Annotated in this window: 23 protein-coding genes and 2 tRNA genes; 13 read left to right on the top strand and 12 right to left on the bottom strand. The window is 66.5% G+C overall.

The features are described from left to right. The first annotated feature begins 139 nt into the window (after positions 1–139). Positions 140–973, top strand: a complete 834-nt coding sequence (locus tag ACP690_RS08085) for an AIM24 family protein (protein ID WP_426260750.1) — start codon at positions 140–142, stop codon at positions 971–973. A 282-nt stretch (positions 974–1,255) separates the two neighbouring features. Here ACP690_RS08085 and aspS read toward each other — a convergent pair whose 3' ends face one another. Continuing rightward, positions 1,256–3,016, bottom strand: a complete 1,761-nt coding sequence (gene aspS / locus ACP690_RS08090; protein ID WP_426260837.1) for an aspartate--tRNA ligase — start codon at positions 3,014–3,016, stop codon at positions 1,256–1,258. Between the two features lie 171 nt (positions 3,017–3,187). On the opposite strand from aspS, the gene rnd reads away from it, so the two are divergent. Further along, positions 3,188–4,363, top strand: coding sequence for a ribonuclease D (rnd, locus tag ACP690_RS08095; protein ID WP_043059378.1), 1,176 nt, complete (start codon positions 3,188–3,190; stop codon positions 4,361–4,363). Next, positions 4,360–4,656, top strand: coding sequence for an I78 family peptidase inhibitor (locus ACP690_RS08100; RefSeq protein WP_043059379.1), 297 nt, complete (start codon positions 4,360–4,362; stop codon positions 4,654–4,656). The genes rnd and ACP690_RS08100 overlap by 4 nt, the downstream gene beginning before the upstream one ends. 126 nt (positions 4,657–4,782) lie before the next feature. Here ACP690_RS08100 and ACP690_RS08105 read toward each other — a convergent pair whose 3' ends face one another. From ACP690_RS08105 to ACP690_RS08125, 5 genes are all read right to left on the bottom strand, one after another. Further along, positions 4,783–6,249: a Ppx/GppA family phosphatase gene (locus ACP690_RS08105; RefSeq protein WP_426260751.1), complete on the bottom strand. Its 1,467-nt coding sequence runs from the start codon at positions 6,247–6,249 to the stop codon at positions 4,783–4,785. Positions 6,250–6,454: 205 nt separating this feature from the next. Further along, positions 6,455–8,620: an RNA degradosome polyphosphate kinase gene (locus tag ACP690_RS08110; protein WP_017978761.1), complete on the bottom strand. Its 2,166-nt coding sequence runs from the start codon at positions 8,618–8,620 to the stop codon at positions 6,455–6,457. A 2-nt stretch (positions 8,621–8,622) separates the two neighbouring features. Beyond that, positions 8,623–9,255 (bottom strand): HdaA/DnaA family protein, encoded by a 633-nt coding sequence (locus ACP690_RS08115; RefSeq protein WP_426260752.1) that lies wholly within the window; start codon positions 9,253–9,255, stop codon positions 8,623–8,625. Positions 9,256–9,259: 4 nt separating this feature from the next. Continuing rightward, a complete protein-coding gene (locus tag ACP690_RS08120) occupies positions 9,260–10,507 on the bottom strand; it encodes a heavy-metal-associated domain-containing protein (RefSeq protein WP_426260753.1) in 1,248 nt (415 codons plus the stop codon). 187 nt (positions 10,508–10,694) lie between these two features. Further along, entirely contained in the window at positions 10,695–11,096 is a 402-nt protein-coding gene (locus ACP690_RS08125; protein WP_426260754.1) for a nuclear transport factor 2 family protein, read from the bottom strand. A 443-nt stretch (positions 11,097–11,539) separates the two neighbouring features. Between ACP690_RS08125 and purM the strand changes: the two genes are divergently transcribed. The 4 genes from purM to ACP690_RS08145 are packed head-to-tail and all read left to right on the top strand — an operon-like array spanning position 11,540 to position 14,172. Beyond that, complete coding sequence (gene purM, locus ACP690_RS08130) at positions 11,540–12,655, top strand: phosphoribosylformylglycinamidine cyclo-ligase (RefSeq protein WP_426260755.1); 1,116 nt, start codon at positions 11,540–11,542, stop codon at positions 12,653–12,655. A gap of 7 nt (positions 12,656–12,662) precedes the next feature. Then, a complete protein-coding gene (gene purN / locus ACP690_RS08135) occupies positions 12,663–13,208 on the top strand; it encodes a phosphoribosylglycinamide formyltransferase (RefSeq protein WP_426260838.1) in 546 nt (181 codons plus the stop codon). Then, a complete protein-coding gene (locus tag ACP690_RS08140; protein WP_426260756.1) occupies positions 13,205–13,567 on the top strand; it encodes an MmcQ/YjbR family DNA-binding protein in 363 nt (120 codons plus the stop codon). The genes purN and ACP690_RS08140 overlap by 4 nt, the downstream gene beginning before the upstream one ends. Next, positions 13,564–14,172, top strand: coding sequence for a hypothetical protein (locus ACP690_RS08145; protein WP_426260757.1), 609 nt, complete (start codon positions 13,564–13,566; stop codon positions 14,170–14,172). The genes ACP690_RS08140 and ACP690_RS08145 overlap by 4 nt, the downstream gene beginning before the upstream one ends. Here ACP690_RS08145 and ACP690_RS08150 read toward each other — a convergent pair. Continuing rightward, positions 14,157–15,374, bottom strand: a complete 1,218-nt coding sequence (locus tag ACP690_RS08150) for a methyltransferase family protein (protein ID WP_426260839.1) — start codon at positions 15,372–15,374, stop codon at positions 14,157–14,159. The genes ACP690_RS08145 and ACP690_RS08150 overlap by 16 nt on opposite strands. 225 nt (positions 15,375–15,599) lie before the next feature. Here ACP690_RS08150 and ACP690_RS08155 point away from each other — a divergent pair. Beyond that, positions 15,600–15,673 (top strand) — tRNA-Gly (locus ACP690_RS08155). A gap of 66 nt (positions 15,674–15,739) precedes the next feature. Here the strand turns inward: ACP690_RS08155 and ACP690_RS08160 are convergent. From ACP690_RS08160 to ACP690_RS08175, 4 genes are all read right to left on the bottom strand, one after another. Further along, positions 15,740–16,525, bottom strand: coding sequence for an SDR family NAD(P)-dependent oxidoreductase (locus tag ACP690_RS08160; RefSeq protein WP_426260758.1), 786 nt, complete (start codon positions 16,523–16,525; stop codon positions 15,740–15,742). Between the two features lie 13 nt (positions 16,526–16,538). Then, complete coding sequence (locus ACP690_RS08165) at positions 16,539–17,726, bottom strand: zinc-dependent alcohol dehydrogenase (RefSeq protein ID WP_426260759.1); 1,188 nt, start codon at positions 17,724–17,726, stop codon at positions 16,539–16,541. After that, positions 17,723–18,298, bottom strand: a complete 576-nt coding sequence (locus ACP690_RS08170) for an SRPBCC family protein (RefSeq protein ID WP_147035614.1) — start codon at positions 18,296–18,298, stop codon at positions 17,723–17,725. Before ACP690_RS08170 ends, ACP690_RS08165 begins: the two co-directional genes overlap by 4 nt. A gap of 197 nt (positions 18,299–18,495) precedes the next feature. Beyond that, positions 18,496–18,581: transfer RNA gene (locus ACP690_RS08175), tRNA-Tyr, on the bottom strand. Positions 18,582–18,758: 177 nt separating this feature from the next. Between ACP690_RS08175 and rlmB the strand changes: the two genes are divergently transcribed. Beyond that, positions 18,759–19,502, top strand: coding sequence for a 23S rRNA (guanosine(2251)-2'-O)-methyltransferase RlmB (gene rlmB / locus ACP690_RS08180; RefSeq protein WP_426254717.1), 744 nt, complete (start codon positions 18,759–18,761; stop codon positions 19,500–19,502). A 62-nt stretch (positions 19,503–19,564) separates the two neighbouring features. On the opposite strand, the gene ACP690_RS08185 is transcribed toward rlmB, so the two are convergent. Continuing rightward, positions 19,565–19,882, bottom strand: a complete 318-nt coding sequence (locus ACP690_RS08185; protein WP_043059391.1) for a 2Fe-2S iron-sulfur cluster-binding protein — start codon at positions 19,880–19,882, stop codon at positions 19,565–19,567. A gap of 57 nt (positions 19,883–19,939) precedes the next feature. Here ACP690_RS08185 and ACP690_RS08190 point away from each other — a divergent pair, with 57 nt between their 5' ends. From ACP690_RS08190 to ACP690_RS08205, 4 genes are all read left to right on the top strand, one after another. Next, on the top strand, positions 19,940–20,575 hold the full coding sequence (locus ACP690_RS08190; RefSeq protein WP_426254718.1) for a DNA-3-methyladenine glycosylase family protein: 636 nt from the start codon (positions 19,940–19,942) through the stop codon (positions 20,573–20,575). A 97-nt stretch (positions 20,576–20,672) separates the two neighbouring features. Next, positions 20,673–20,918, top strand: coding sequence for a hypothetical protein (locus ACP690_RS08195; protein WP_426254719.1), 246 nt, complete (start codon positions 20,673–20,675; stop codon positions 20,916–20,918). Further along, on the top strand, positions 20,915–21,946 hold the full coding sequence (locus tag ACP690_RS08200) for a DUF6976 family protein (RefSeq protein WP_426260760.1): 1,032 nt from the start codon (positions 20,915–20,917) through the stop codon (positions 21,944–21,946). The genes ACP690_RS08195 and ACP690_RS08200 overlap by 4 nt, the downstream gene beginning before the upstream one ends. Before the next feature lie 88 nt (positions 21,947–22,034). Continuing rightward, positions 22,035–23,342 (top strand): Nramp family divalent metal transporter, encoded by a 1,308-nt coding sequence (locus tag ACP690_RS08205; RefSeq protein ID WP_426260761.1) that lies wholly within the window; start codon positions 22,035–22,037, stop codon positions 23,340–23,342. Positions 23,343–23,420: the final 78 nt, after the last annotated feature.

A 23,420-nucleotide genomic window follows, 5' to 3' on the forward strand; every position in this document is an offset into this window, starting at 1 on the left:
GACCCCCCACGTCTAACCCCGGGGGCCTAGTGACATGGTTAACGGAGCGAGGGAAGCGACGGAATTGCGCGGCTTGCTACTCGCATTGGTTTTTGCAGGCGTGGTAGGGCGGTGCATCACCTGAAGAGGACGATGATCCATGCCCTATGAAAGTCCCTGGCAGCAGCAGCGCCGATCGAGCGTAGCGGATGAGATCGACTATGAGATCAAGGGCCAGGAATTGCAGTTCCTGGAGATCGAGCTCGACCCCGGCGAAAGCGCGGTCGCAGAAGCTGGCGCGATGGTGTGGAAGGACGCCAGCATCGGGATGACCACCGTGTTCGGCGACGGCAGTGGCGCGAGCGGCGGCGGCTTCATGGGCAAGCTGCTCGGCGCGGGGAAGCGACTGGTCACGGGCGAGAGCCTGTTCACCACGGTCTTCACGCATGAGGGGTACGGCAAGGCACGCGTCGCCTTCGCCTCGCCGACGCCGGGCTCGATCGTGCCGCTGCGCCTGTCGGACCTGGGTGGGCAACTGATCTGCCAGAAGGACGCGTTCCTCGCCGCGGCGAAGGGCGTGCAGCTCGGCATCTATTTCCAGCGGCGGGTCATGACCGGGCTGTTCGGCGGCGAAGGCTTCGTGATGCAGTCGTTGACCGGAGATGGCTGGGCCTTCGTCCAGATGGGCGGCACCGTCGTCGAGCGGACGCTGGCGCCGGGCGAGGAACTGCACGTCGACACCGGCTGCCTTGCCGCGATGACACCGTCGGTGGAGTTCGACCTCGTCACGGTCGGCGGTGTGCGTAGCGCGCTGTTCGGCGGCGAGGGCCTGTTCTTCGCGCGGCTACGCGGACCGGGCACAGTCTGGATCCAGTCGCTCCCCTTCTCGCGCCTTGCGGGCCGCATGATGGCGGCGGCGAACGGCGGCGGCCAGAACCGCGGCGAAGGATCGGTACTGGGTGGTTTCGGCGATTGGGTCGGCGGCAACGATTAGTCGGACCTGCATCCGACGTAAAAATCCTCCCCCGCCAGGGGGAGGTGGCGCCGCGCAGCGGTGACGGAGGGGGAGGTCAGCGACACATCGGTTTCGTGTCCGCCCCCTCCGTCATGCCTGCGGCATGCCACCTCCCCCTGGCGGGGGAGGACTTGTCGTCTGTCTCCCCCCGACCTCAATAACGCCCGAGCCGCCGTCGCCGGTAGACCAGCCGCGCGAAGCTTACCCCGCGCTCGGCGCCACCGCCTTGTCGACGTTGACTGTCGGCTGCGGCGGGGTCGCCTAACGGATCGACAGCTCGCGCAGCTGCTGCACCGACGCCGGCGACGGCGCCCCCATCAGCAGGTCCTCGGCACGCTGGTTCATCGGGAACAGCGACACCTCGCGCAGATTCTGCGCGCCGCAGACCAGCATGACGATCCGGTCGACACCGGCGGCCATGCCACCGTGCGGCGGCGCGCCGTACTGGAACGCGCGATAGAGGCCGCCGAAGCGCTCTTCCACGTCCGACTTGCTCAAGCCGACCAGTTCGAACGCCTTCACCATCAGTTCGGGCGACTGGTTGCGGATCGACCCCGACGCGATCTCATAGCCGTTGCAGACGAGGTCGTACTGATACGCCTTGATCGTCAGCGGATCCTGGTTCTCCAGCGCATCCATGCCGCCCTGCGGCATCGAGAACGGGTTGTGCGCGAATTCGACCTTCTTCGCGTCCTCGTCATATTCATAGAAGGGGAAGTCGACGATCCAGCACAGGCGGAACGCGCCCTGCTCGATCAGCCCAAGCTGGTCCGCCACGCGCGTGCGTGCGGCACCGGCGAGCTTCGCCGCCGCCTCCGCCTTGCCCGCCGCGAAGAACAGGCCGTCATCCGGCCCCAGGCCAAGCGCGGCATAGATCGCCTCCATGCCTTCGGTGCCATGGTTCTTCGCGATCGGCCCACCGAACTCGCCGCCCTTGCGCGTGACATAGCCCAGGCCCGCATGCCCCTCGGCACGCGCCCATTCGTTCATCTCGTCGAAGAACTTGCGGCTCTTGTCCGCGGTCTTCGGCGCCGGAATCGCGCGAACGACACCGCCACCCGCGACGATCTTCTCGAACAGACCGAAGCCGCTCTGCGTGAAATGCGCCGACACGTCGGTGATGATCAGCGGGTTGCGCAGATCGGGCTTGTCGCTGCCATACTTCAGCATCGCTTCGTCGTGCGGAATGCGCGGGAACTGGCCGCTCGGCGTCACGCTCTTCCCGTCGGCGAAGGATTCGAAGATGCCGCCGATCACCGGCTCCATCGTCTCCCACACCTCTTCCTGCGTGACGAAGCTCATTTCCAGGTCAAGCTGGTAGAACTCGCCCGGCAGGCGATCCGCGCGCGGGTCTTCGTCGCGGAAGCAGGGCGCGATCTGGAAATAGCGGTCGAAGCCCGCCACCATCAGCAGCTGCTTGTACTGCTGCGGCGCCTGCGGCAGTGCGTAGAACTTGCCCGGATGGATGCGGCTCGGCACCAGGAAGTCGCGTGCGCCTTCCGGCGACGAGGCGGTGAGGATCGGCGTCGAATATTCGGTGAAGCCCACGCCTTCCATCCGGCGGCGCATTTCGGAAATCACCTTCGTCCGGCGCACGATATTGGCATGCAGTGTCTCGCGGCGCAGGTCGAGGAAGCGATAGCGCAGGCGGATGTCCTCAGGGTATTCCTGCTCGCCCGCGACCGGCATCGGCAGTTCGTCCGCCGCCGACAGCACCGTCGCACCGCGCGCGAACACCTCGATCTCACCCGTCGCGAGGTTGGCGTTCACCGTGCCCGCCGAGCGCGCCTTGACGCTGCCGTCGATCGTCACGACCGATTCGACGCGCACCTGCTCCAGAATGGCGAGCGCGGGCGAATCGCTGTCGGCGACGATCTGGGTGATGCCGTAATGGTCGCGCAGGTCGACGAACAGCACGCCGCCATGGTCGCGCTTGCGATGCACCCAGCCCGACAGGCGAACGGTATCGCCGACGTTGCTCGCGGAGAGCGCGGCGCAGGTGTGGGTACGATAGGCGTGCATGATCGTGTCTTCTTCTGTCGTCACCCCGGCCTCGAGCCGGGGTCCCGCTCCCTCGCTACGGAGAAGAAACGGAACCCCGGCTCGAGGCCGGGGTGACGGGGATGGATGACGGATCGCATCTTCACCCATCCCCTATTTGTCAACCCGCGCGGGCGGTCTATGGAGCGTCGGATGCATATCCACCCGTTGATTACCGACAGCGCGACGCTCGCCAATCTCTGCCATCGCCTCGCCCAGGCCGACTTCATCACGGTCGACACCGAGTTCATGCGCGAAAGCACCTATTACCCCGAGCTGTGCCTGATCCAGATCGCCGACGTGAACGAGGCTGCCGCGATCGACCCGATGGCGCCGGGGCTCGACATGACGCCGCTGCTCGATCTGCTCGTGAACAACGAGGACGTGCTGAAGGTCGTCCATGCCGGCGGGCAGGATATCGAGATCATCTACAACCTCACCGGCAAGACGCCGCACCCGCTGTTCGACACGCAGGTTGCGGCGATGGCGCTGGGTCAGGGCGAACAGATCGGCTATTCGAACCTCGTCGACAGCTGGCTGGGCATTCAGGTCGATAAGGGCGCGCGCTTCACCGATTGGGCGCGCCGGCCGCTCGATGCGCGCCAGATCGAATATGCGATCGGCGACGTCACGCACCTCGCGCGGATCTTCCCCAAGATGCTGGAACGGCTGCGCAAGACCGGTCGCGGTGTCTGGCTGGATCAGGAGATGGAGCGGCTCGCCGATCCCGCCAATTACGCCAACGACCCCGATCAGGCGTGGAAGCGCGTGCGCATCTCGGGCCGCAAGCCCGACGTGCTGGGCCGGCTGAAGGCACTCGCCCGCTGGCGCGAGCTGGAGGCGCAGGGCAAGGACCTGCCACGCGGCCGCATCGTGAAGGACGAGACGCTGGGCGACCTCGCCGGCCATCCGCCGCGGCGGCAGGCGGACCTCGCCAAGGTGCGGGGCCTGTCGGCGACCTGGGCGTCGAACGATATCGGCGGCCGACTGATGGCGGCGCTGGAGAGCGCGGCGCCACTGTCCGCGGACGAACTGCCCCCGCGCGACGATCGCAAGCCGGGCCTGGGCAAGGACGGCGCGCTGGTAGCCGATCTGCTGAAGCTCTTGCTGAAGATTCGCGCCCGCGACATCGACGTCGCCTCGCGCCTGCTGGCCCGATCCGACGAGCTGGAGGCGCTCGCCGCCGGCACCCGCACTGGCCTGCCGATGTTGGAAGGCTGGCGATTCGACCAATTCGGTCGCGATGCGTTGGATCTTGTCGAAGGTCGACTGGGTTTTGCCGTACAGGGCGGTAAGCTCACGATGACGCGGACGGAGGAAGCGGGATGACGACACGGGTCTGGACGCTGGCGGCACTGCTGCCGATCGGTCTTTCCGGCTGCATGACGATGGCGCCCCCGCCACCGCCCGCCGGCCCGTGCGTCGTGACCGAAGAAGCGCGCATCCGCTACGCCGGCGTCAAGTTCCGCGAACGCATGCGCGATGCCATCGAATATGAAACCCACTCGCGCATTTCCCGCGTTCTGCGCCCCGGCGATGCCGCGACGATGGATTTCCGGCCCGACCGCCTGAATATTCTGCTCGACGACATGAACGAGATCAGCGGCCTCAAATGCGGCTGAGCCGATAACAGCCCACTCAAAGTCCTCCCCCGCCAGGGGGAGGTGGCATGCCGCAGGCATGACGGAGGGGGAGGCAAGGGCAGCGCGTCGTTATCAGGAACATCCCGCCCCCACGTCAGCCCCCCGTCACCCGCTCCAATGAACCACCGACTTCCGCCCCAGCGCCGCCGCCAACGCCGCATGCCGCCGCTCCACCGTCTCCGCGTATAGCGCGCGATCCGCATCCTTCAGCGCCAGCGTCACTTGCCCGGCATCGATCGACAGCGCGGATCGCTGCAATGGCCCGGCCAGCCCGCCGCTGAACCGCTGTCCCAACCGGATCGCCAGACCCCAGCGAATCGCACAGGCGATCTGCGCATCCCCCGCCAGCCCGCCGAGCAGCGGATGCGGGGTCGTGCTGCCGCCCAGGCTGGTATGCAGCGCCTGCGCCAGCATCGCGCGTTCGGACGCCTCGATCGCCACCCAATTGCCGTGCAGCGCGATCTCGAACCCGCGCTCGTCGCGAAATTCGGGGTTCGCACGCCACCCCACGTCCGCCAGCAGGCAGGCGGCATGGCGTATCCGCGCCAGATGCGGCGGATCGGCGGCGAACAACGGCGCGATCCAGTCGCTCAGCAAATCGCCATGTTCGGGAAAGCGCCCCAGCAGCCGCCCCTCTTCGCGCGCGGCGACGATCAGCGGATCGAGGCTGCGGATCTGGCGGTCGAGCGCGCCGTACAACAGCCCCTCGCGCAGGCCGAAGCTCGATGCCACCGCGCTGGACGATCCCAGTTCGCGCAGCACGATGCCGAGCAGGGCGGTCGCATCGCCAAGCTGCGACGCCCGGCCTGCGGACATGCCGGGAATTTCGCGCAGCCGCTGCTTGGACATGTGCGCGATGCTGCGGCCCAGGCGTGCGACCGTCTCGGGCGCCAGCGCATAGCCATGGATGATCGGCAGCGGGAAATGCGTCAGGCTCATGTCGAGCCGCGCCAGCGCGCGCCACGATCCGCCGACCATGTACAGCGGCAGGCCCCTGCCCCGCCCGTTCCATCCGGCATCGCGGATCAGTTTCGACACATGGCGGTCGAGCCCCGGGCGGCTGCCCCGCCGAAGTGCCGCAATGCGCAGCACGCCGAGCGGGAATGAGATGCGATCGGTAACGGTGCCGGCCACCACTCGCACCAGCTCCAGACTGCCGCCGCCCAGATCGCCGACGATCCCGTCCGCATCGGGGATGGCGGACAGGACGCCCAGCCCCGCCGCATTCGCCTCCTGCTCGCCGCTCAGCAGCTCGACTTCGAGGCCAAGGTCACGCGCGGCGGCGATGAAGTCCCCGCCGTTCGACGCATCGCGCACCGCTGCCGTCGCGACGGTGCGCACCGTCGCCTCCATCTCGCGCGCCACCGCCGCAAATCGGCGCAGCGCCCCGATCGCGAGGCTCATGCTGTCGGCGTCGATCGCCCCCGTCGCGGCCAGGCTGCGGCCGAGGCCCGCCATCACCTTTTCGTTGAACAGCGTCGCCGGCACGCGCGGGTGCCCCTGGTACACGACCAGCCGAACCGAGTTCGATCCGATGTCGATGATGCCGGTACGGGGAAAAGCGCGGCTCATGGGCGAGCGAACCCTTCGCCCCACACCCCCGTCACCCCGGACTCGGTCCGGGGTCCACTCTGCGACGAGGGGGACGACATGAGGCTCGAATACCCCCCTAGCGGCGCGGCGGACCCCGGAACCAGTCCGGGGTGACGACGAATGTGGGATGAGCGCTGACGATCCATCAGCCGAGTGATGGCGATCAAAACGTCCGCCAACAACCCTAACGCCGCCGCCGAAGCGCCAAAGTGGGCACCGCATTGCTTTCCGCCAGCGCCGCACCGCGTCCGGACAGCGACGGATTGTTCATGAAATAGCGATGCAGGTTGAACGGCTTGTCGCCCGGCTCGTCGCGCACGTAGCGGCCGTCCGCCTCCAGCTCCCAGCTCTGCTCGGTGTCGATCAGGTTGGCGACCATCACCTGGTCGAGCACCTGATCATGCACCGTCGGGTTCTCGATCGGCAGCATATATTCGACGCGCCGGTCGAAGTTGCGCGGCATCCAGTCGGCGGACGAGATGAACACATGCGCATTGTCGTTGGGCAGCGCCGCGCCGTTGCCGAAGCAGAAGATGCGGCTGTGCTCCAGGAACCGACCGATGATCGACTTCACGCGGATATTCTCCGACATGCCGGGCACGCCGGGCCGCAGGCAGCAGATGCCGCGGATGATCAGCTCCACCGCGACGCCCGCGCCGCTCGCCTCGTACAATTTGTCGATGATGATCGGGTCGACTAGGCTGTTCATCTTCGCCCAGACCGCGCCGGGCTTGCCGCTGCGGGCATTGGCGATCTCGACGTCGATCTGCTCCAGCAGCGTCTTGCGCAGGTCGCGTGGGCTGAGCGCCAGCTTGGTAATATCGGTCGGTTCGACATATCCCGTGACGTAATTGAACATCTGCGCCGCATCCCGCCCCATCCGCGCATCCGCAGTGAAGAAGCTGAGGTCGGTATATATACGCGCGGTCACCGGGTGGTAATTGCCGGTGCCGAAGTGGCAATAGGTGCGGAACTGCCCACCCTCGCGCCGTACCACCATCGATACCTTGGCGTGCGTCTTCCACTCCAGGAAGCCATAGACCACCTGTACGCCCGCGCGTTCCAGCGCGCTCGCCCACAGGATATTCTGCTCTTCATCGAACCGCGCGCGCAGCTCGACGACTGCCGTCACCGATTTGCCCGCCTCCGCCGCGGCGATCAGCGCGTTGATGACGGCAGGCTGTTTGCCGGCGCGGTACAACGTCTGCTTGATCGCGATAACGTCCGGGTCCGCCGCCGCCTGCTTCAGGAAGGCAAGCACCACGTCGAAGGTTTCGTACGGGTGGTGGACGATGATATCCTTGGCCCGGATCGCCGCGAAGCAATCGCCGCCGAATTCGCGGATGCGCTCGGGAAAACGCGGCACGAACGGCAGGAACTTCAGGTCGGGCCGGTCCTCATCGATCACCATGTCGAGGTCGCCGATGCCGAGCAGATTGCCGCTTTCGGTGACGATCGCATCCGCCCCGCCCAATTCGTTGCGCAGCACGTCGGCCAGCGCATCGGGCATGCCCGTTTCCAGCTCCAACCGGATCACGCGACCGCGACGGCGGCGCTTGATCGCATTGGCGAAGTAGCGGACGAGATCCTCGGCCTCTTCGTCGATCTCGATATCGCTGTCACGCAACACGCGGAACGCCGCAGCGCCGACCAGCGTGTATCCGGGGAACAGCACATAGGCGAAGCGCTTGAGCAGCGCCTCGATCGACACGTAGCGCGCGACCTCGCCCGGCAGGCGCACGAAACGCGGCGCGCTGGCGGGGATCATCACCAGCTCGCGCACCGGCTCGCCGTCCGAATCGCGGACGACGTCGAACATCACCGACAACCCCTTGTTGGGGATGAACGGAAACGGATGTGCCGGGTCGAGCGCCTGGGGCGTCAGGATCGGGAAGATTTGCTCGCGGAAATGCTGTTCCAGCCACACCGCAGCCTCGGCATCCACCTCGTCGCGGCGCAACACGTGGACGCCCGCCTCGTCGAGCGCGGTGCGCAGGTCGCCCCACACCGCCTGCTGGCTCGCCATCAGCGAATCGGCCTCCGCAGTGATCGCGGCGAGCTGCTGTGCTGGTGTCAGACCATCGGTCGAGCGGCGATCGACGTCCTTCAGCTGCTGCCCCTTGAGGCCAGCCACGCGCACCATGAAAAATTCATCGAGGTTGGTGCCCGAGATCGACAGGAAGCGCAGCCGCTCCAGCAAGGGATGAGATCCGTTGCACGCCTCTTCCAGCACCCGCCTGTTGAACGCCAGCCACGACAGCTCGCGGTTGAAATAGCGATCGTTGACCTCGGGGACGAAGGGATCGTCGTCGGCGTCGGTCAGATGGGCGAGATGGGCTGGACGAGTCATGATCAGGTCATAGGCAGCAACGGTTGCGGTTGCGTGACGATCCCTGCCGCGGTCAAAACAGTCCGCGCGAGCGGGATCGACAACCGCTTGCGGCTTTCGAGCACCTCCTGATCCAGCGCATCGACGACGCGCTGGACGATAATGTGACTGCGCTCGATCCGCGTGCTGAGCCAGGTGACGAGATCGGGCCGCGCATCAAGGCCGCGGCGTTGGAACAAATGGTCGAGCAGCGCCGCGATCAATTCGTCATCGGGCGGCTGGATCGCCGCATGCGGGCTGGCCGCAAGGCGCGATCGCAGGTCCGGCAGGCGCACCGCCCACAGCGGCGGCAAGGCGTCCGCGACGATCACCAGCGGGCGCCGCTCTGCCTGCGCCTGGTTCCAGGCATGGAAGATCTGCGCCTCGGGCACGTTCTCCGCATCGTCGATGATCGTGCCGTTGCTCTTCGCGGCGAAGATTCGTGCGAGCAGGCTGCGGCCGGACTTGCGCGGGCCGGTCAGCACCGCCGCCATCACCGGCCACGTCGCCCAATGTTCCAGCGTCTGTGCGGCGCGGGCGTTGGAGGGCGTCACGAGAAAGGCGTCGTCGCGGGGGTCGGCGGGCCACCCCAACGGCAACGCGAGCTGATTGGTCATCGCGTCAGCCTGCCGGGTTGGTGTCGGTCGGCAGGTTCGGCGGCAGCAATTGCGGCGCGCGGCGGATCCGCAGCGTCTGGCCGCTGCCTGTCACCTGCAAGCCCCGCACCTCCAGCGCCGCGCGCAACGCATCGGGATCGCCGTCATAGGTGACGCGCATCAGCGACACGCCGCCCAGCGCCAGGCTGGTGGTGGAGGCGGAGCGGACGCCGGGGATGCCGCGGACGAGCCCTTCTGTATTCGCCACGGCGCTCGCGCTCGGCGTATCGAATTGCAGCGTGATCGCGATGCCGGCGCTTGCAGGCGCCGTATCGCCGACGATCTCCGCCAGCGTCTCACCGCTCGTATCCTCGGTCGTCGGATCGACGACGGGTTCGGGCTCAGGCGGCGGCGACAGCGTGGGGTCAAGCCCCAGCGCGCCACTGCGCAGCGCCTGCTGGAACAGCCCGTCCATCCGCGTCACGCCCGCATCGAGCAATTGCGGCAGGCCCGCCGCCGTACCGACCCGCAACGTGAAGCTGCCGAGCAACTGATTGTCCGGCCCGTGCCGTGCCTGGAACACGCCGATGATCGGCCCGCCTGGATAGCTGCGATACAGGCGCACGACCGGGATCAGGATGTCGAACGCGCCATATTGATCGATGATCGTCCGCCACCAGCCGCGTCCCGGCCGGCCGATCTGGCCCGCATTCAGCAGCAGCGAATCGGCCCCCGTGCCCGATGGGCGGACGTAATCGATCGTGCTGTTGCCGGTGCGGAAGCGCGCCCAGGCCTCCTGCCAGTCGTTGCGCTGTTCGAACACCGTCTCGACGCCGCCCGATATCTGCAACGGCACAAGCAGCATCGGGCGCGACCGGTCGGAATAGGCGCTGATTCCCAGGATCGACGCGGCCCGGCCGCGGTCGAACAGCACGCCCAGCTTGGCGATATAGCGCGTCGGCCCCAATTGCTCGTTCTCGACGACGATCCCCGACACGATCTGGTCGAGCGCATTGTCGGAAATCAGAGCGCCGTCGCCGCCCAGCCGGCGCGACAGCTGCACCCACGCCTTGCGCTGCGCCAGCCGCCAGCCGCCCAGGCGCGCGGCCTCCGCCGTCTTCGCCGCGACGTCGACCGTGACGCCGCTCACCTCGAAATCGCCCGAACTGTCGACCGGCGCGACCCCACGCCCGCCCTCAATCTGCGCAAGCGCACCCGCGCCGAAGAGGAGCGCGGCACCGGCCAGCGACGAGAACAGGGTACGGACACGCATCGTGCCCGCCTTTTGGCGAAGCGCGGCCGGTAAGCCAAGCGGGATGTGATCGGGCGGCACCGTGGGGGAGACGCAGAGTGGCGGTCGGGGCGTGCCTGCCAGCCTGCTTCTCCCCAGAACGATCGCAAAACGGGAATGACGCTCGCGAATTTTGGGTTTCGAAATCAGGTGTGAATGATCGTCGATCTTACACAGCGGCCAACGCTACGGCGTGACTATCTTCAAACAGCCGGAAGCGAACGATCTGACCGTCCTCGACCGTAAAGTCGAAGGCGAATTCCGTCTGTATGAGTTTCCCGGTATGCCTCACTCGCGAGGCCAGCTCACCAAGCACAACGACCCTGTTTTCGTTGGCCAGCGTATCCGTAATCTCGAATTTCTCGGCTATAACCTGTTGACGAAGTTCACGATAAAAGTCCGCTACGCCAGCACGACCTTGCTTGCGCCCGATCCATGGGACGACGTCGACGTCGCCCGCCACGTACCAATCGACATCCTCGCGTACCAATTCCGCAATATGCTCAGGAGGATCACCGGATGCGTTCCGGCGGAAGAACTCCTCAACCGTCGCCTTAGCGGAGTTGGCCATAGCGTCCTCGTTATGCTGCGTCGCATCGGAAAAGCTATGTTGGCGACCCCTCAGGGTCAACGGCCTGTACGGGTGTTTCAGTCCTCTCCGCTTGGGAACGGCGACGGACACCCGGTCGGGCGAATTATGTACACCCCCACTCTGCGCTGATCGGAAGCCCGGTGGCGCGTCTGAACGAACTTCAGCCGTCACACCCCCCTGTCCTACACGCCGATTACCCCCTACATCCTCATCATGTGCTCGACCGGCGCCCACCTCCCCCATCGCGACGCGGGGGCAGGCGGGATGGGCGTTTCGAACGATACGTGTCGTCCACTTCGTCCACTTCCGCGCGCAAATTTCGGCGATCTCGTCCCGTCCGCCCCACCCGAATCGCCCGCCCTCGCACCCGGCGCCGGTTCGGCATTGCCACCGCGCCGGACAGATCGTAGCAGGCTGGCCGGATGAGCACCGAGCCATCCTCCCCCGCCGACCAGTCCTACACCTATGCCGACGCCGGCGTATCGATTGCCGCGGGCAACGCGCTGGTCCGCGCGATCGGGCCGCTGGCCAAGGCGACGCGGCGGCCGGGCGCCGACGCCGACCTTGGCGGCTTCGGCGGCATGTTCGATCTGCGCGCGGCGGGCTTCACCGATCCGCTGCTGGTCGCGGCGAACGACGGCGTTGGCACCAAGCTGAAGCTCGCGATCGAATGGGATCGGCATGAAGGCGTCGGCGTAGATCTCGTCGCGATGTGCGCCAACGACCTGATCGTACAGGGCGCAGAACCTCTGTTCTTCCTCGATTATTACGCCACCGCGAAGCTCGACAACGGCATCGCCGAACGCGTCGTCGCCTCGATCGCGGAGGGCTGCCGCCAGGCCGGCTGCGCACTGATCGGTGGCGAAACCGCCGAAATGCCCGGCATGTATGCTGAGGGCGATTACGATCTTGCCGGCTTCTGCGTCGGCGCGGTCGAGCGCGATGCCGTGCTGACCGGGCAGACGATCGCCGCGGGTGACGTCATCCTCGGCCTCGCCTCGTCGGGCGTGCATTCGAACGGCTTCTCGCTGGTCCGCCGCCTCGCCGCGGATCGCGCCTGGAAGCTCGATCGCCCGGCGCTGTTCGACGCCGACCGACTGCTGATCGACACGCTGATGGCGCCGACGCGCATCTATGTCGCATCGCTGCTGCCGCTTCTTCGCGAGCGCCGGATCAAAGGCCTCGCCCACATCACGGGCGGTGGCCTGCTCGAGAACATTCCGCGCGTCCTGCCCGACGGCACGCATGCCGTGGTCGACGCCGATGCCTGGGAGCAGCCGCGCCTCATGGCGTTCCTGCAGGCGCAGGGCGCGATCGAGCCCGAGGAAATGGCGCGCACCTTCAACTGTGGCATCGGCATGGCGGTCGTCGTCGCGGCGGATCAGGCGGAAGCGGTCGCCGCAGCGCTGACCGCGGCGGGCGAAACCGTCCACACGATCGGCCACATCGACGCCGGTCCGCGCGGCTGCACCGTGTGCGGCAGCACCGAAACCTGGAGCGCGCGCGCCGACTGGACCGCTACGCACACCCATGGCTGATCAGGCGATGAAGACCGTCGGCATCCTGATCTCGGGCCGCGGTTCGAACATGATGGCTTTGGTCGAATCGGGCGTACCGGTCGGCCTCGTCGCTTCCGACAAGCCGGATGCCGCGGGCCTCGCCTGGGCGCGCGAGCGGGGTCTCAAGACCTTCGCGCTGTCGCCCAAGGGGATCGGCAAGGCGGCCTATGAGGAACAGGTCGACGCCGCGCTGCGCGAGGCAGGGTGCGAGATCGTTGCGCTCGCCGGCTATATGCGGCTGTTGTCGAACGACTTCGTCGCGCGGTGGCGTGACCGCATCGTCAACATCCACCCTTCGCTGCTGCCCAAGTACAAGGGCCTCGACACGCACGCGCGGGCGATCGACGCTGGCGATGCGGTCGGCGGTTGCTCGGTCCATATCGTCACCGAGGAACTGGACGCTGGCGCCCTGCTCGGCCAGGCCGAGGTGCCGATTTTTGCCGGCGACACACCCGATACGCTCGCCGCGCGCGTTCTGGTCGCCGAACATCGCCTGTATCCGCAGGTGCTCAAGGAGTTCGCCAGCCGATGACCCCCGAATTGACCGACGCGTCTACCCCGATCGACCGCGTCCGCGCGATCGCCCTGCTATTGCCCGAGGCGGAAGAACGCGACGAGGGCGGCCTCCCCGTGTTCGTCGTCGATGACGTCCCCTTCGCACAGCTGACCGACGACGAGACGGTGTGTGTCCGCACCGCCGATGCCGAGGAACAGGCCGACGCGCTGGAAAGCGATCCCGACGCCTATGAACCCGCCGACGATCTCGGCCCCGAACCGTGGATCGGCATGACGCTGCGCGGCGACCCCGACTGGACGCTGATCGAGGATCGCATCGCCCACAGTTGGGAACTGGCGGCGCCCGAACGCCTGCTGGAGGCCGGCGGCCGATGAGCGGCACCGGCGGCAGCAGCGAAACGCCCGATCAGGCGCAGACGCGCCGCCGCTGGATCACGCTGGCGGAGGTGGTCGCCGTCGCCGGCGTCATCATCGCCGCGCTGACGCTGTACAACAATTGGCAGGAACGCCGCGACGCCGCTGCCGACAAAGCGGTCGAAGCGGCAAGCGCGACCCGTGACAAGACCCGTTTCGTGCTGCGCGGCACACCGTCGAAGGACAAGAGCCAGATCGTCCTCGCCAAGACGGAGACGCATCCGTTGGGCGACGTCCGCGTCACCTTCCCGACCGCGCTCGACGTCGGCCCGCAGGATGCCGTCGACCAGACGATCGAATCGCGCTGGTTCGAAAAGGCGCTGCGCAAGGCGACCGATGGCGGCCCCGACGCGCAGAGCGGGCGGCTGCCCGTGCTGATCCGCTACACCTATCTCACCGACGATCAGCCGACGACGCGACAGGCGGTCTACGATCTCGTGTGGGAAACGCACGGCCGCCCGCTACGCGGCCGCGTGGTCGAACTGATCGATCTGCGCCTGCGCGAAACCGGCGGCAACCAGGCGCGGATCGATGCCTTATGGGTGAAGGATCATCCCGCCACCTGAGGCGCCTCGGCCGGCGCCGGTGCAGGCGCGCCGACCAGCCAGCGGACGAACCGCGGCACGGCGCCATGCCGCCCCATCCAGTCACTGTACGCGCGATAGGTCGGGTCGAGACCCAGATGCCGTTCCTCGGTCTTCGCCCGCCAATAATAGACGCCGCTCACCACGCCCATCAGCAGCGTCGCCCGGATCGCATCGACCAACGAACCCGTCGTCAACAGCGGCAGCGTCGACAGCCACCAGAACAGGTTCTTCGACAGATAGGCCGGATGCCGCGACCAGGCATAGGGCCCATGGGTCAGGATGCCGCGATGCGTGAGGTTGGAAAAGCGCAGGCCGAACGCCACGGTCGCCCAGGCATAGACTGCGGTCAGGGCGACGAGCACCGCGCCCCATAGCCACAGCAGCGCCGGGTGTCCGGCGAACCAGCTGCTCCACTCCTGCGTCCCCGGATGATAATCCAGCGGTCCGCCGGTCTCCATCATGATGAACGGCGGATAGCAGATCAGCGCCGCGGTCCATGCCGCCGCAAACGGATTGGCGCTGCGGATATGCGAATCGAGCGGCCGCAATGTCAGCACATAGCCGACGGTCGCGAAGCTGACGTCGATCACGAACATCAGCGCGATCAGCCAGCTCGCCAGCATCACCGGATCGCTCAGCCGCGTCAGATCGCTGCGGATGAAGCTGCCGTAATTGCCCGGCACCACCGCCAGCATGAAGGCCAGGAAGAACGCCTTCACTCCCCAGCTGCGCATATGCCCCCAGATCGCCTCGCGCTCGACGCCCGCCTGCCCGGTCAGCCACGCGCCGACATGCCAGCTGCCGTCACGCGGCTGCTCCAGATAGCGATCCAGCCACAGGACATAGGGCACCGCCAGCAGTGCGACGATCGGCATGCCCCAGCTGAAGCACCACATGGCAAAGGCGAAATTGCCCTCCCAGTAAAAGCGCCCCATGCCATACATGATGCCGATCGCCGCCCAGGTCGCGAACAGGCCGGCAAGCTTGGTCAGGCTGATCTCCCGCGTCTCGGCGAACGGCCGCGGACTGCCCCAGTCGACCCCCGTCGTCGCATGGCGATGCACCTTGTCGACGACCAGCGACCACAAAATCATCGGCGCTGCGCAGGCGACCAGCGCGACCAACGCCGCATAGGGCCCGTCCATGCCGATGCTGCCCGCGAAGACCAGCCACGCGCCCAAGCCCGCAAGGCCCGCGAGCCCCACGCCATGGCTGACCGCTGACGGCGGGCGATGATCGTGCAAGGACACGCAGCTTGGTACAGGGTCGACGGACATGGCCCGCTTCTACCGTGCGAACGGTAATCAAGCCATGAACCACGCTGCCGCTTGCACCGCACGAAGGGCGACGATAGATAGGCCCCCACGCGACGATCGCCGGGCCTCAGGCTCCGCTGCCAGCGTCATGCGGGTATAGCACAATGGTAGTGCAGCAGCCTTCCAAGCTGAATACACGGGTTCGATTCCCGTTACCCGCTCCATCCCTCCCCAGGCGCCGCCCATTATGCCGGGTGCGCTCCGGCATAATGGGCGCGAGCGTTCGTCGTTCAGTCCTTCGCCGTTCCCGGCTCGGCCATGGCGCGGTGGCGCTCCGCGAGTACGGCGTTCGGCGTGACGTTCGCGACGGCCGACTGAATCTTGTTTTTCCAACCGGACACGACCTGTGCCTTGCCGGCCATCAGCGCGTCCCAGCCATCGCGGGCGACGTCGGCGGGGTCGCTCTTCTTCGGATCGCTGCCGACCGACGTGTCCAGCATATCGCCACGCGCGAAGAACTCGGTGTCGACGGGGCCCGGCATCAGGTTGGTGAGCGTGACGCCGTCCGCATCCTTGATCTCGTTCTGGATCGCGGCGACGAAGCTGTCCACGAAGGCCTTGGTGCCGTTGTAAACCGCCTGGAACGCGCCGGGGATGTAGCCTGCGATCGAGCCGGTCACCAGCACCTTGCCCGCGTTACGCGCGACCATGTCGGCCAGCACCTTTTGCAACAGATAGCTCGTGCCGACGATGTTGGTGTCGACCACGCGGCGCCAATCTTCGACGCGCTGATCGAGGAAGGCGTGACCAAGTCCCCGCCCGGCATTGGCGCACAGCAAGTCGACGGACCGCCCCTCCGCAGCCTTGAGCAGTTCATCGACACCCTGCAGGGTCGACAGGTCTGCCTCGACGGATCGTACTTCGGTGCCGAACTGGCGAAAGTCTTCCGCCGCCGCCTCGATCAACGGTTCGTCCGCGACGACCAGAATGTCATAGCCGTTTTTAGCCGCCAACGTGGCGAGTTCGAAGCCGATGCCGGTCGAGGCGCCGGTAATGATCGCAAAGGGATGTGCCATGATGTCGCGTTCCTTATGAGGTGGCCGTCATGCCGGGCTTCAGCACGATCTTCGTCGTCTCGTTCTGCTGGTCCTTGAACATCTTGTAGCCCTTGGGCGCGTCCATCAGCGGCATGCGGTGAGAGATCAGGAATTCGGTGTCGATCTTGCCCTCCAGGATCGCATTCAGGAGTGCGGGCATGTAATGCTGAACGTGGGTCTGGCCGGTCTTCAGCGTCAGCCCCTTTTCCATGAACGCGCCGAGCGGAAACTTGTCGACGAAGCCGCCGTACACCGCCGGCATCGACACGCGTCCGCCCTTGCGACAGGCGATGATCGCCTGGCGGATCGAATGCGGCCGATCGGTGCCGAGGAAGGTCGATGCCTTGATCTGGTCGATGACGTTGTCGACGAACATTCCGTGCGCCTCCAGCCCCACCGCGTCGATCACCGCATCGGGGCCGATGCCACCGGTCATCTCCATCAGCGCGTCATAGGTCGCACTGTCCTCGAAATTGATCGTCTCCGCGCCGAAGCGCTTGGCGAGGTCGAGGCGGCGGGGGAAATGATCGATGGCGATGACGCGCTCGGCCCCCATCAGGAACGCCGACTGGACGGCGAACAGCCCGACCGGGCCGCAGCCCCACACGGCAACCGTGTCGCCGGGTTCGATCTGGGCATATTCCGCAGCCTGCCAGCCGGTCGGCAGGATGTCGCTAAGGAACAACACCTTGTCGTCCTCCACCCCGTCCGGGATCACGATCGGTCCGACATCGCTGAACGGCACGCGGACATACTCGGCCTGGCCGCCCGCATAGCCGCCGGTCATGTGGCTGTAACCGAACAGCGCCGACATTTCATGCCCGTACAGCTCGCGCGCGATATCCTGATTGTCGGCGGGCAGGCCGTTGGGACAGGCGGAATATTGGTGTTTGCCGCAATGGAAGCAGCTGCCGCAGGCGATGGTGAAGGGCACGACGACGCGCTGCCCCTTTTTCAGCGTCGACTTCGAGCCGACCTCCACCACCTCGCCCATGAACTCATGGCCCAGGACATCGCCGGCCTTCATCGTCGGAATATAGCCGTCGTACAGGTGCAGATCCGATCCGCAGATTGCGGTGGAGGTTACCTTGATGATGCAATCGCGCGGGTTGACGATTTCGGGATCGTCGACCGTATCCATGCGGACGTCATGCTTGCCGTGCCATGCGAGCGCTTTCACAGCCCCATCTCCTCGAATTGCTTGAGCGTCATGGCCGGCGTGGCGATCTCGCCCGCCTCCATCAGCTGCTTGAAGCGCGCCAGGTCGCGACGCGCCTGGATCGCGGGTTCGCGCTGGAACATCTTGGCGATGACCTTGCCGATCACCCCGCCGGGCGGATCGTAAGCGATCGTCGCGGTGACGACCGTCCCGCGCGGGCCCGCATCGCGGAACGTGACCCGGCCCGAGTTGGGCACATCGGCACCGGGCTCGGACGTCCAGGCGATCAGCCGATCCGGTTCTTCCTGCGTGATCCGCGCGTCCCACGACACCGTGGCGCCGGCGGGCGCCTTCACGGTCCAATGCGAGGTCTTATCGTCCGTCACCTCGATCGAGATGACATTCTCCATGAAGCTCGGCAGGTTCGCGAAGTCGCGGAAGTAGGCATAGACCTCGGCCACCGGCCGATTGATCGTCACCGCCGTTGCGATCGCGGACGAGCCCTTGGCATCGATGAGCGATTCGGTTGCAGCATCGGCGGCATCGCCATGTTTGGACGTCGTCGGTGGCGCATCGTCGCGTGGATAGGTCATCCTCAGCTCCCTCGAGAAGAGGGGCACCAACCCGACGTAGCAACCAGCGTTCCAGTCGTTACGCCCGTAGATTCAACTAGATAAGTCTCTTTCCCGCGTGCGCCGCTTGCGCGCGGGCATCCGCTCAAGAACGATGTCGCTATGTTGGTGAGGAACGATCCGGCGGTGCGGATCGGCCTTCCCTGCGTCGGGAAGGATGGTGGACAGGGCTGGATTCGAACCAGCGTACGCTTGCACGGGCAGATTTACAGTCTGCTGCCTTTAACCACTCGGCCACCTGTCCAGATGGGAGCTTCGCCGAAGCGAGGCGGCCTATTGGCGTGGGGCGACGCGCCTGTCAACGCCGCTTTGCCCACAAAACTGTGCATAAGCTGCACAGCTTGCGTGCTCCGCCGTCGCGGCCTAGCAGGCCGGCGATGACTTACGCCCCCTTCCCCTCCGTGTCCGGCGGCCTGCGCTGATGGCGCGCCGCGGCCATCGCCCGTCGACGGGCACCGCCAATCGCCCCAAATTCTGGGGTCGTCACCCGGTGACGGCGGCGCTCGCCAACCCCAACCGCACCGTGCGCAAAATCTGGGGCACGCGCGAGGCGCTGTCGTCGCTCGACCTGCCGCCCGCGATGCCGGTCGTCTACGCCGACGCCGCGGACCTCGGCCGGCTGGTGCCATCGGACGCGCCGCACCAGGGCCTCGTCGCTGAGGTCGAACCGCTCGAGGAGATGTGGCTGGCCGACCTGCTGATGGAGGGCAAGGACGACAACCGCCCGCTGATCGTGCTCGACCAGGTGACCGACCCGCACAATGTCGGCGCGATCCTGCGCTCAGCAGCAGCGTTCGACGCACTCGGAATCGTCACGCAGGACCGGCACGCACCGCCCGAAAGCGGCACGGTCGCGCGCTCGGCCTCGGGTGCGCTGGAAACGGTGCCGTGGTGCCGCGTCGTCAATCTGGCACGCGCATTGGAAGAGATCGCCGAAGCCGGCTTCTGGCGCATCGGCCTGACTGGCCACGCCGATCAGACGCTGGCCGATGCGATGGGCACGCAGCGCATCTGCATCGTGCTCGGCGCGGAAGGCGAAGGCATGCGCCAGAATACCGAGGCGCATTGCGACGAACTCGCCAAGCTGCCGATCAGCGACAAGGTGGAAAGCCTGAACGTCTCGAACGCCGCGGCGATCGCATTGTATGCGGTAGCGGCGCGATAAGGCCATGTGAACATCGTCATTCCCGCGCAGGCGGGAATGACGACATTAGGATGCCGGGCCCCTCAATCCTCGCCGGCGATCGTCACCTTCAGGCCGTCGAGCGCATCGGTGAACGGCAGCTGGCACGACAGGCGCGAGGTGGCGTTGCGCTCGTCGCTCGAATCGAGCAGATCGTCCTCGTCCGGGCTCATCGCGGGCAATTGGTCGGCGAAGGCCGGGTCGACATGAACGTGGCAGGTCGCGCAGCTGCAGCAGCCGCCGCACAGCGCCAGCAGTTCGTCGATGCCGGCGTCGCGGATGACTTCCATCACCGACAAACCGGCCTCGCCGTTGATTTCGCGTTCTTCCCCCTCGCGCGTGACGACGATAAGCTTGGGCATGATAATCTCCCCTAGAGTTGCCGCGGGCCATGCCTCGCCACCGCCCCAGGATCAAGCATGGGCCTGAGCGCCGAGCAAATCCGCGCGAGTATGGACGCCCTCGCTGCCGCCGAACCCGCCTTTGCCGCCGGGCTCGCCCGCGTCGGCTATCCGCCACCGCGGCTGCGCGCGCGCGGCTACATCACGTTGCTGCGCACGATCATCGGCCAGCAGGTGAGCGTCGCATCGGCGAACGCCGTCTATCGCAAGCTCGAATCCTTGGTGGGCGATCCGGGCGATCCGCATACCATCCTGGCGGCCAGCGACGAGACGCTGCGTGCGGCGGGGCTTTCGCGCCAGAAGGCGGGGTATGCGCGCAGCCTGGCCGAGGAGGTGACGAGCGGTCGCCTGAACCTCGACGCGCTACCCGAGGATGACGAAGAGGCGATCGCGCAGCTCGTCCGCGTGAAGGGGATCGGACGCTGGTCGGCCGAAATCTATCTCCTCTTTGCCGAAGGAAGGCCCGACATCTGGCCTGCCGGCGACCTCGCCGTGCAGATCGAAGTCGGCCGTCTGCTAGGTCATGACGCCCGCCCGACCGAAAAGCAGGTCCGCGCGCTTGCCGAGGCATGGCGGCCGCATCGCGGGGCGCTCGCGATCTTCACCTGGCACCATTACGGCGCCGGGCCGGACGTCGACGCCGCTCCGGTGTAAAGGCGCTCGCTTCCGAATAAGATCGTGCGATTACATCTGATTAACACAGATCAGTGTATCGTCGTCAGAAGAGGCACGCTGCGCGAGAGGAGGCTTGATGACAACGACAGTCGATATCGCACCAGCCTCCGATCCCTTGTGGCATCGGCTGCTGTCGGGCGAGATCAAGCCGACCTATCGCTGCCTGGCCCTTCGGATTCTGATGATCCGACTCACGCATGCCTATCGCGACGGAACCGCCGACAAGGCGGACATCGTTGCCGAACTGCGCACCTTCTTCCGCGACAATGCCCGGTTCGCGGCCCCTGATTATGCCACCATCGCAGAGGCGAGCGCGCGATGACCATTAGCCTGGATCAGCCTGCCGCCGACCGTTCGCTCTACAGCGTTGACGAGGTCGGCGCGATGATCGCCGCTGGCGATGCCCTGCTGCTGGCCGGCGAGGAGCAGCTGCTCGCTGCGCTGCCGCAAGGCCGGTGGATCGGCGGCACCATCCCTTATTTCATGACGCATGAAGCCGGCGGCACGTTCGATCGCGACCGTATTTTCGTGCAACGCCTGCCAGACATGGCGGCCGTTCACGCGCAACACCTGCTGCCGGCCGATGCGCTGTCGACCCTGGCGGACGGAGGTCCCGACAACGGCTTTACCGTCATCCTGCTGCCGTCGCAGAGCCCAGCGCATCAGGCGTTTGCGCTGCGCAGCGGCGAATGGCCCGGGGTGTTCCGCCGCCCGCTGGTCGGCTGGGTCACGGGGGCCGCGCTTGATCGTCTCGACACCGATAGTCCCAAGGTCTTCGACGGCGCGACCGGGCAGATCTCCGGCACGGACGCCGTGGTCATGCACGTCGCGCTGCCCGACAGCCATTATGCCGACGTCGACATCGTCAACCTCTTCGAACCCGGCGACGGCCCCGCACTGACCTTCGGAAACGACGATGGCGCCGATACCGGTTTCACTGTCGAACATGTTCACGTCGATGGCGTACGCACGCGGCTGGTCGATTATATCGCGGACCATGGCATCGATACGCGGTTGCCGCTCGTCGCCGACTATAACGGCGCGATGATCAACGTCGCGACGGCCAGCATCGCGGCGGACACCGGCCACGTCACGTTTTTCGCGCCAGTGTTCCCCCACATCACCTATCGCTTCGCCAAGCCGATCGGGGATTATGAGACGCTGTTCGCTGAGCAGCTCGGCGAACGGCATGACACGCTGGCCTTCGCCTGCAACTGCATCCTCAACTACAATTATGCGGGTCTTGCGGGCAAACGCACCGCGGATGTCGCCGGGCCGATGTCGTTCGGCGAGATCGCCTATATGCTGCTGACCCAGACCTTGGTCTACCTCACCATCAAGGCCGTCTGACCCGACCACCAGCCGAGCGCGCAACGAAGTTTTTCGCGTCGCGTGCGACACTTGCGGTCGTGACGCGCTTGCCGCACAGACCGCGGGGATGACGCCCCCCGCCACCTCGCCCGCACCCTCACTGATCGGCAGCCATCGCAGCGTCTCGGTGCCGACCGGTGGGTCGGGCTGGCGGCGGCTGGCGGCCTTCATGGGGCCGGGCTTCCTCGTCGCCGTCGGTTATATGGACCCCGGCAATTGGGCGACCGACATCGCCGGCGGGTCGGCCTTCGGTTACACCTTGCTGTCGGTCATTCTGCTGTCGAACCTGATGGCGATCGTGTTGCAGGCGCTCTCGGCACGACTGGGCGTCGCCTCCGGCCTCGACCTCGCACAGGCCTGCCGGGCCTATTACAGCCGGCCGGTGTCGTTCGCGCTGTGGGCGCTGGCGGAGGTCGCGATCATCGCCTGCGACCTGGCCGAAGTGCTGGGCACGGCGATCGCGCTGAAGCTGCTGTTCGGTATCCCGCTGGTCTGGGGCGTGATCCTCACCGCGCTCGACGTCTTCCTGATCCTGGCGCTGCAACGCTATGGCTTCCGCAAGATCGAGGCGTTCATCATCGCGCTGCTCGTCATCATCGCGGGCTGCTTCGCGTTTGAGCTGTTCCATGCAAAGCCAGACGTCGGCGCGATGCTCGCGGGCCTCGTCCCCAGCCCCGGTATCGTCACCGATCCAGCCAAATTGTACCTCGCGATCGGGATCCTCGGCGCGACGGTGATGCCGCACAACCTCTACCTCCATTCCTCGATCGTCCAGACCCGCGACTTCGAACCCACCGACGCGGGAAAGGCCGAGGCGGCGCGGATGGCGACGATCGACGGCACGATCGCGCTGGGCCTCGCCTTCTTCATCAACGCCGCCATCCTCGTGACGGCGGCGGCGGTATTCCACACCGCGGGCCGCACCGAAGTCGCCGAGATCGATGAGGCCTATCGCCTGCTCGCCCCGATGATGGGCGTCGGCGCGGCGAGCGTCGTATTCGGTATCGCGCTGCTGGCCTCGGGCCAGAACTCCACCGTCACCGGCACGCTCGCCGGGCAGATCGTGATGGAGGGCTTCCTGCAGCTCCGCCTGCCCGTCTGGCTGCGCCGCCTCGTCACGCGCCTGCTCGCGATCGTGCCGGCGGTGATCGTCGTCGGCGCGAGCGGCGACGGTGGTGCGACCCGGCTGCTGGTGCTGAGCCAGGTCATCCTCAGCCTGCAACTGCCCTTCGCCGTCGTGCCGCTGGTTCTGTTTACCGGGCAGTCGCGCGTCATGGGCCGCTTCGTCAGCCCGCGTTGGTTGCGTCTGCTCGCCTGGCTGATCGCGGCGATCATCATCGGGCTCAACCTCACGCTGCTGGTCGGCATGCTGTGATGCCACTTCGGCCATTTAGAGGGTGACTTTCGCCGGCACCTATCGTTTAGTTACGGCAGCGTATCCCTCTTCTTCCCC

It is taken from the genome of Sphingomonas sp. DC4900 (genome assembly GCF_049896485.1).
Lineage (GTDB): Bacteria > Pseudomonadota > Alphaproteobacteria > Sphingomonadales > Sphingomonadaceae > Sphingomonas > Sphingomonas aquatilis.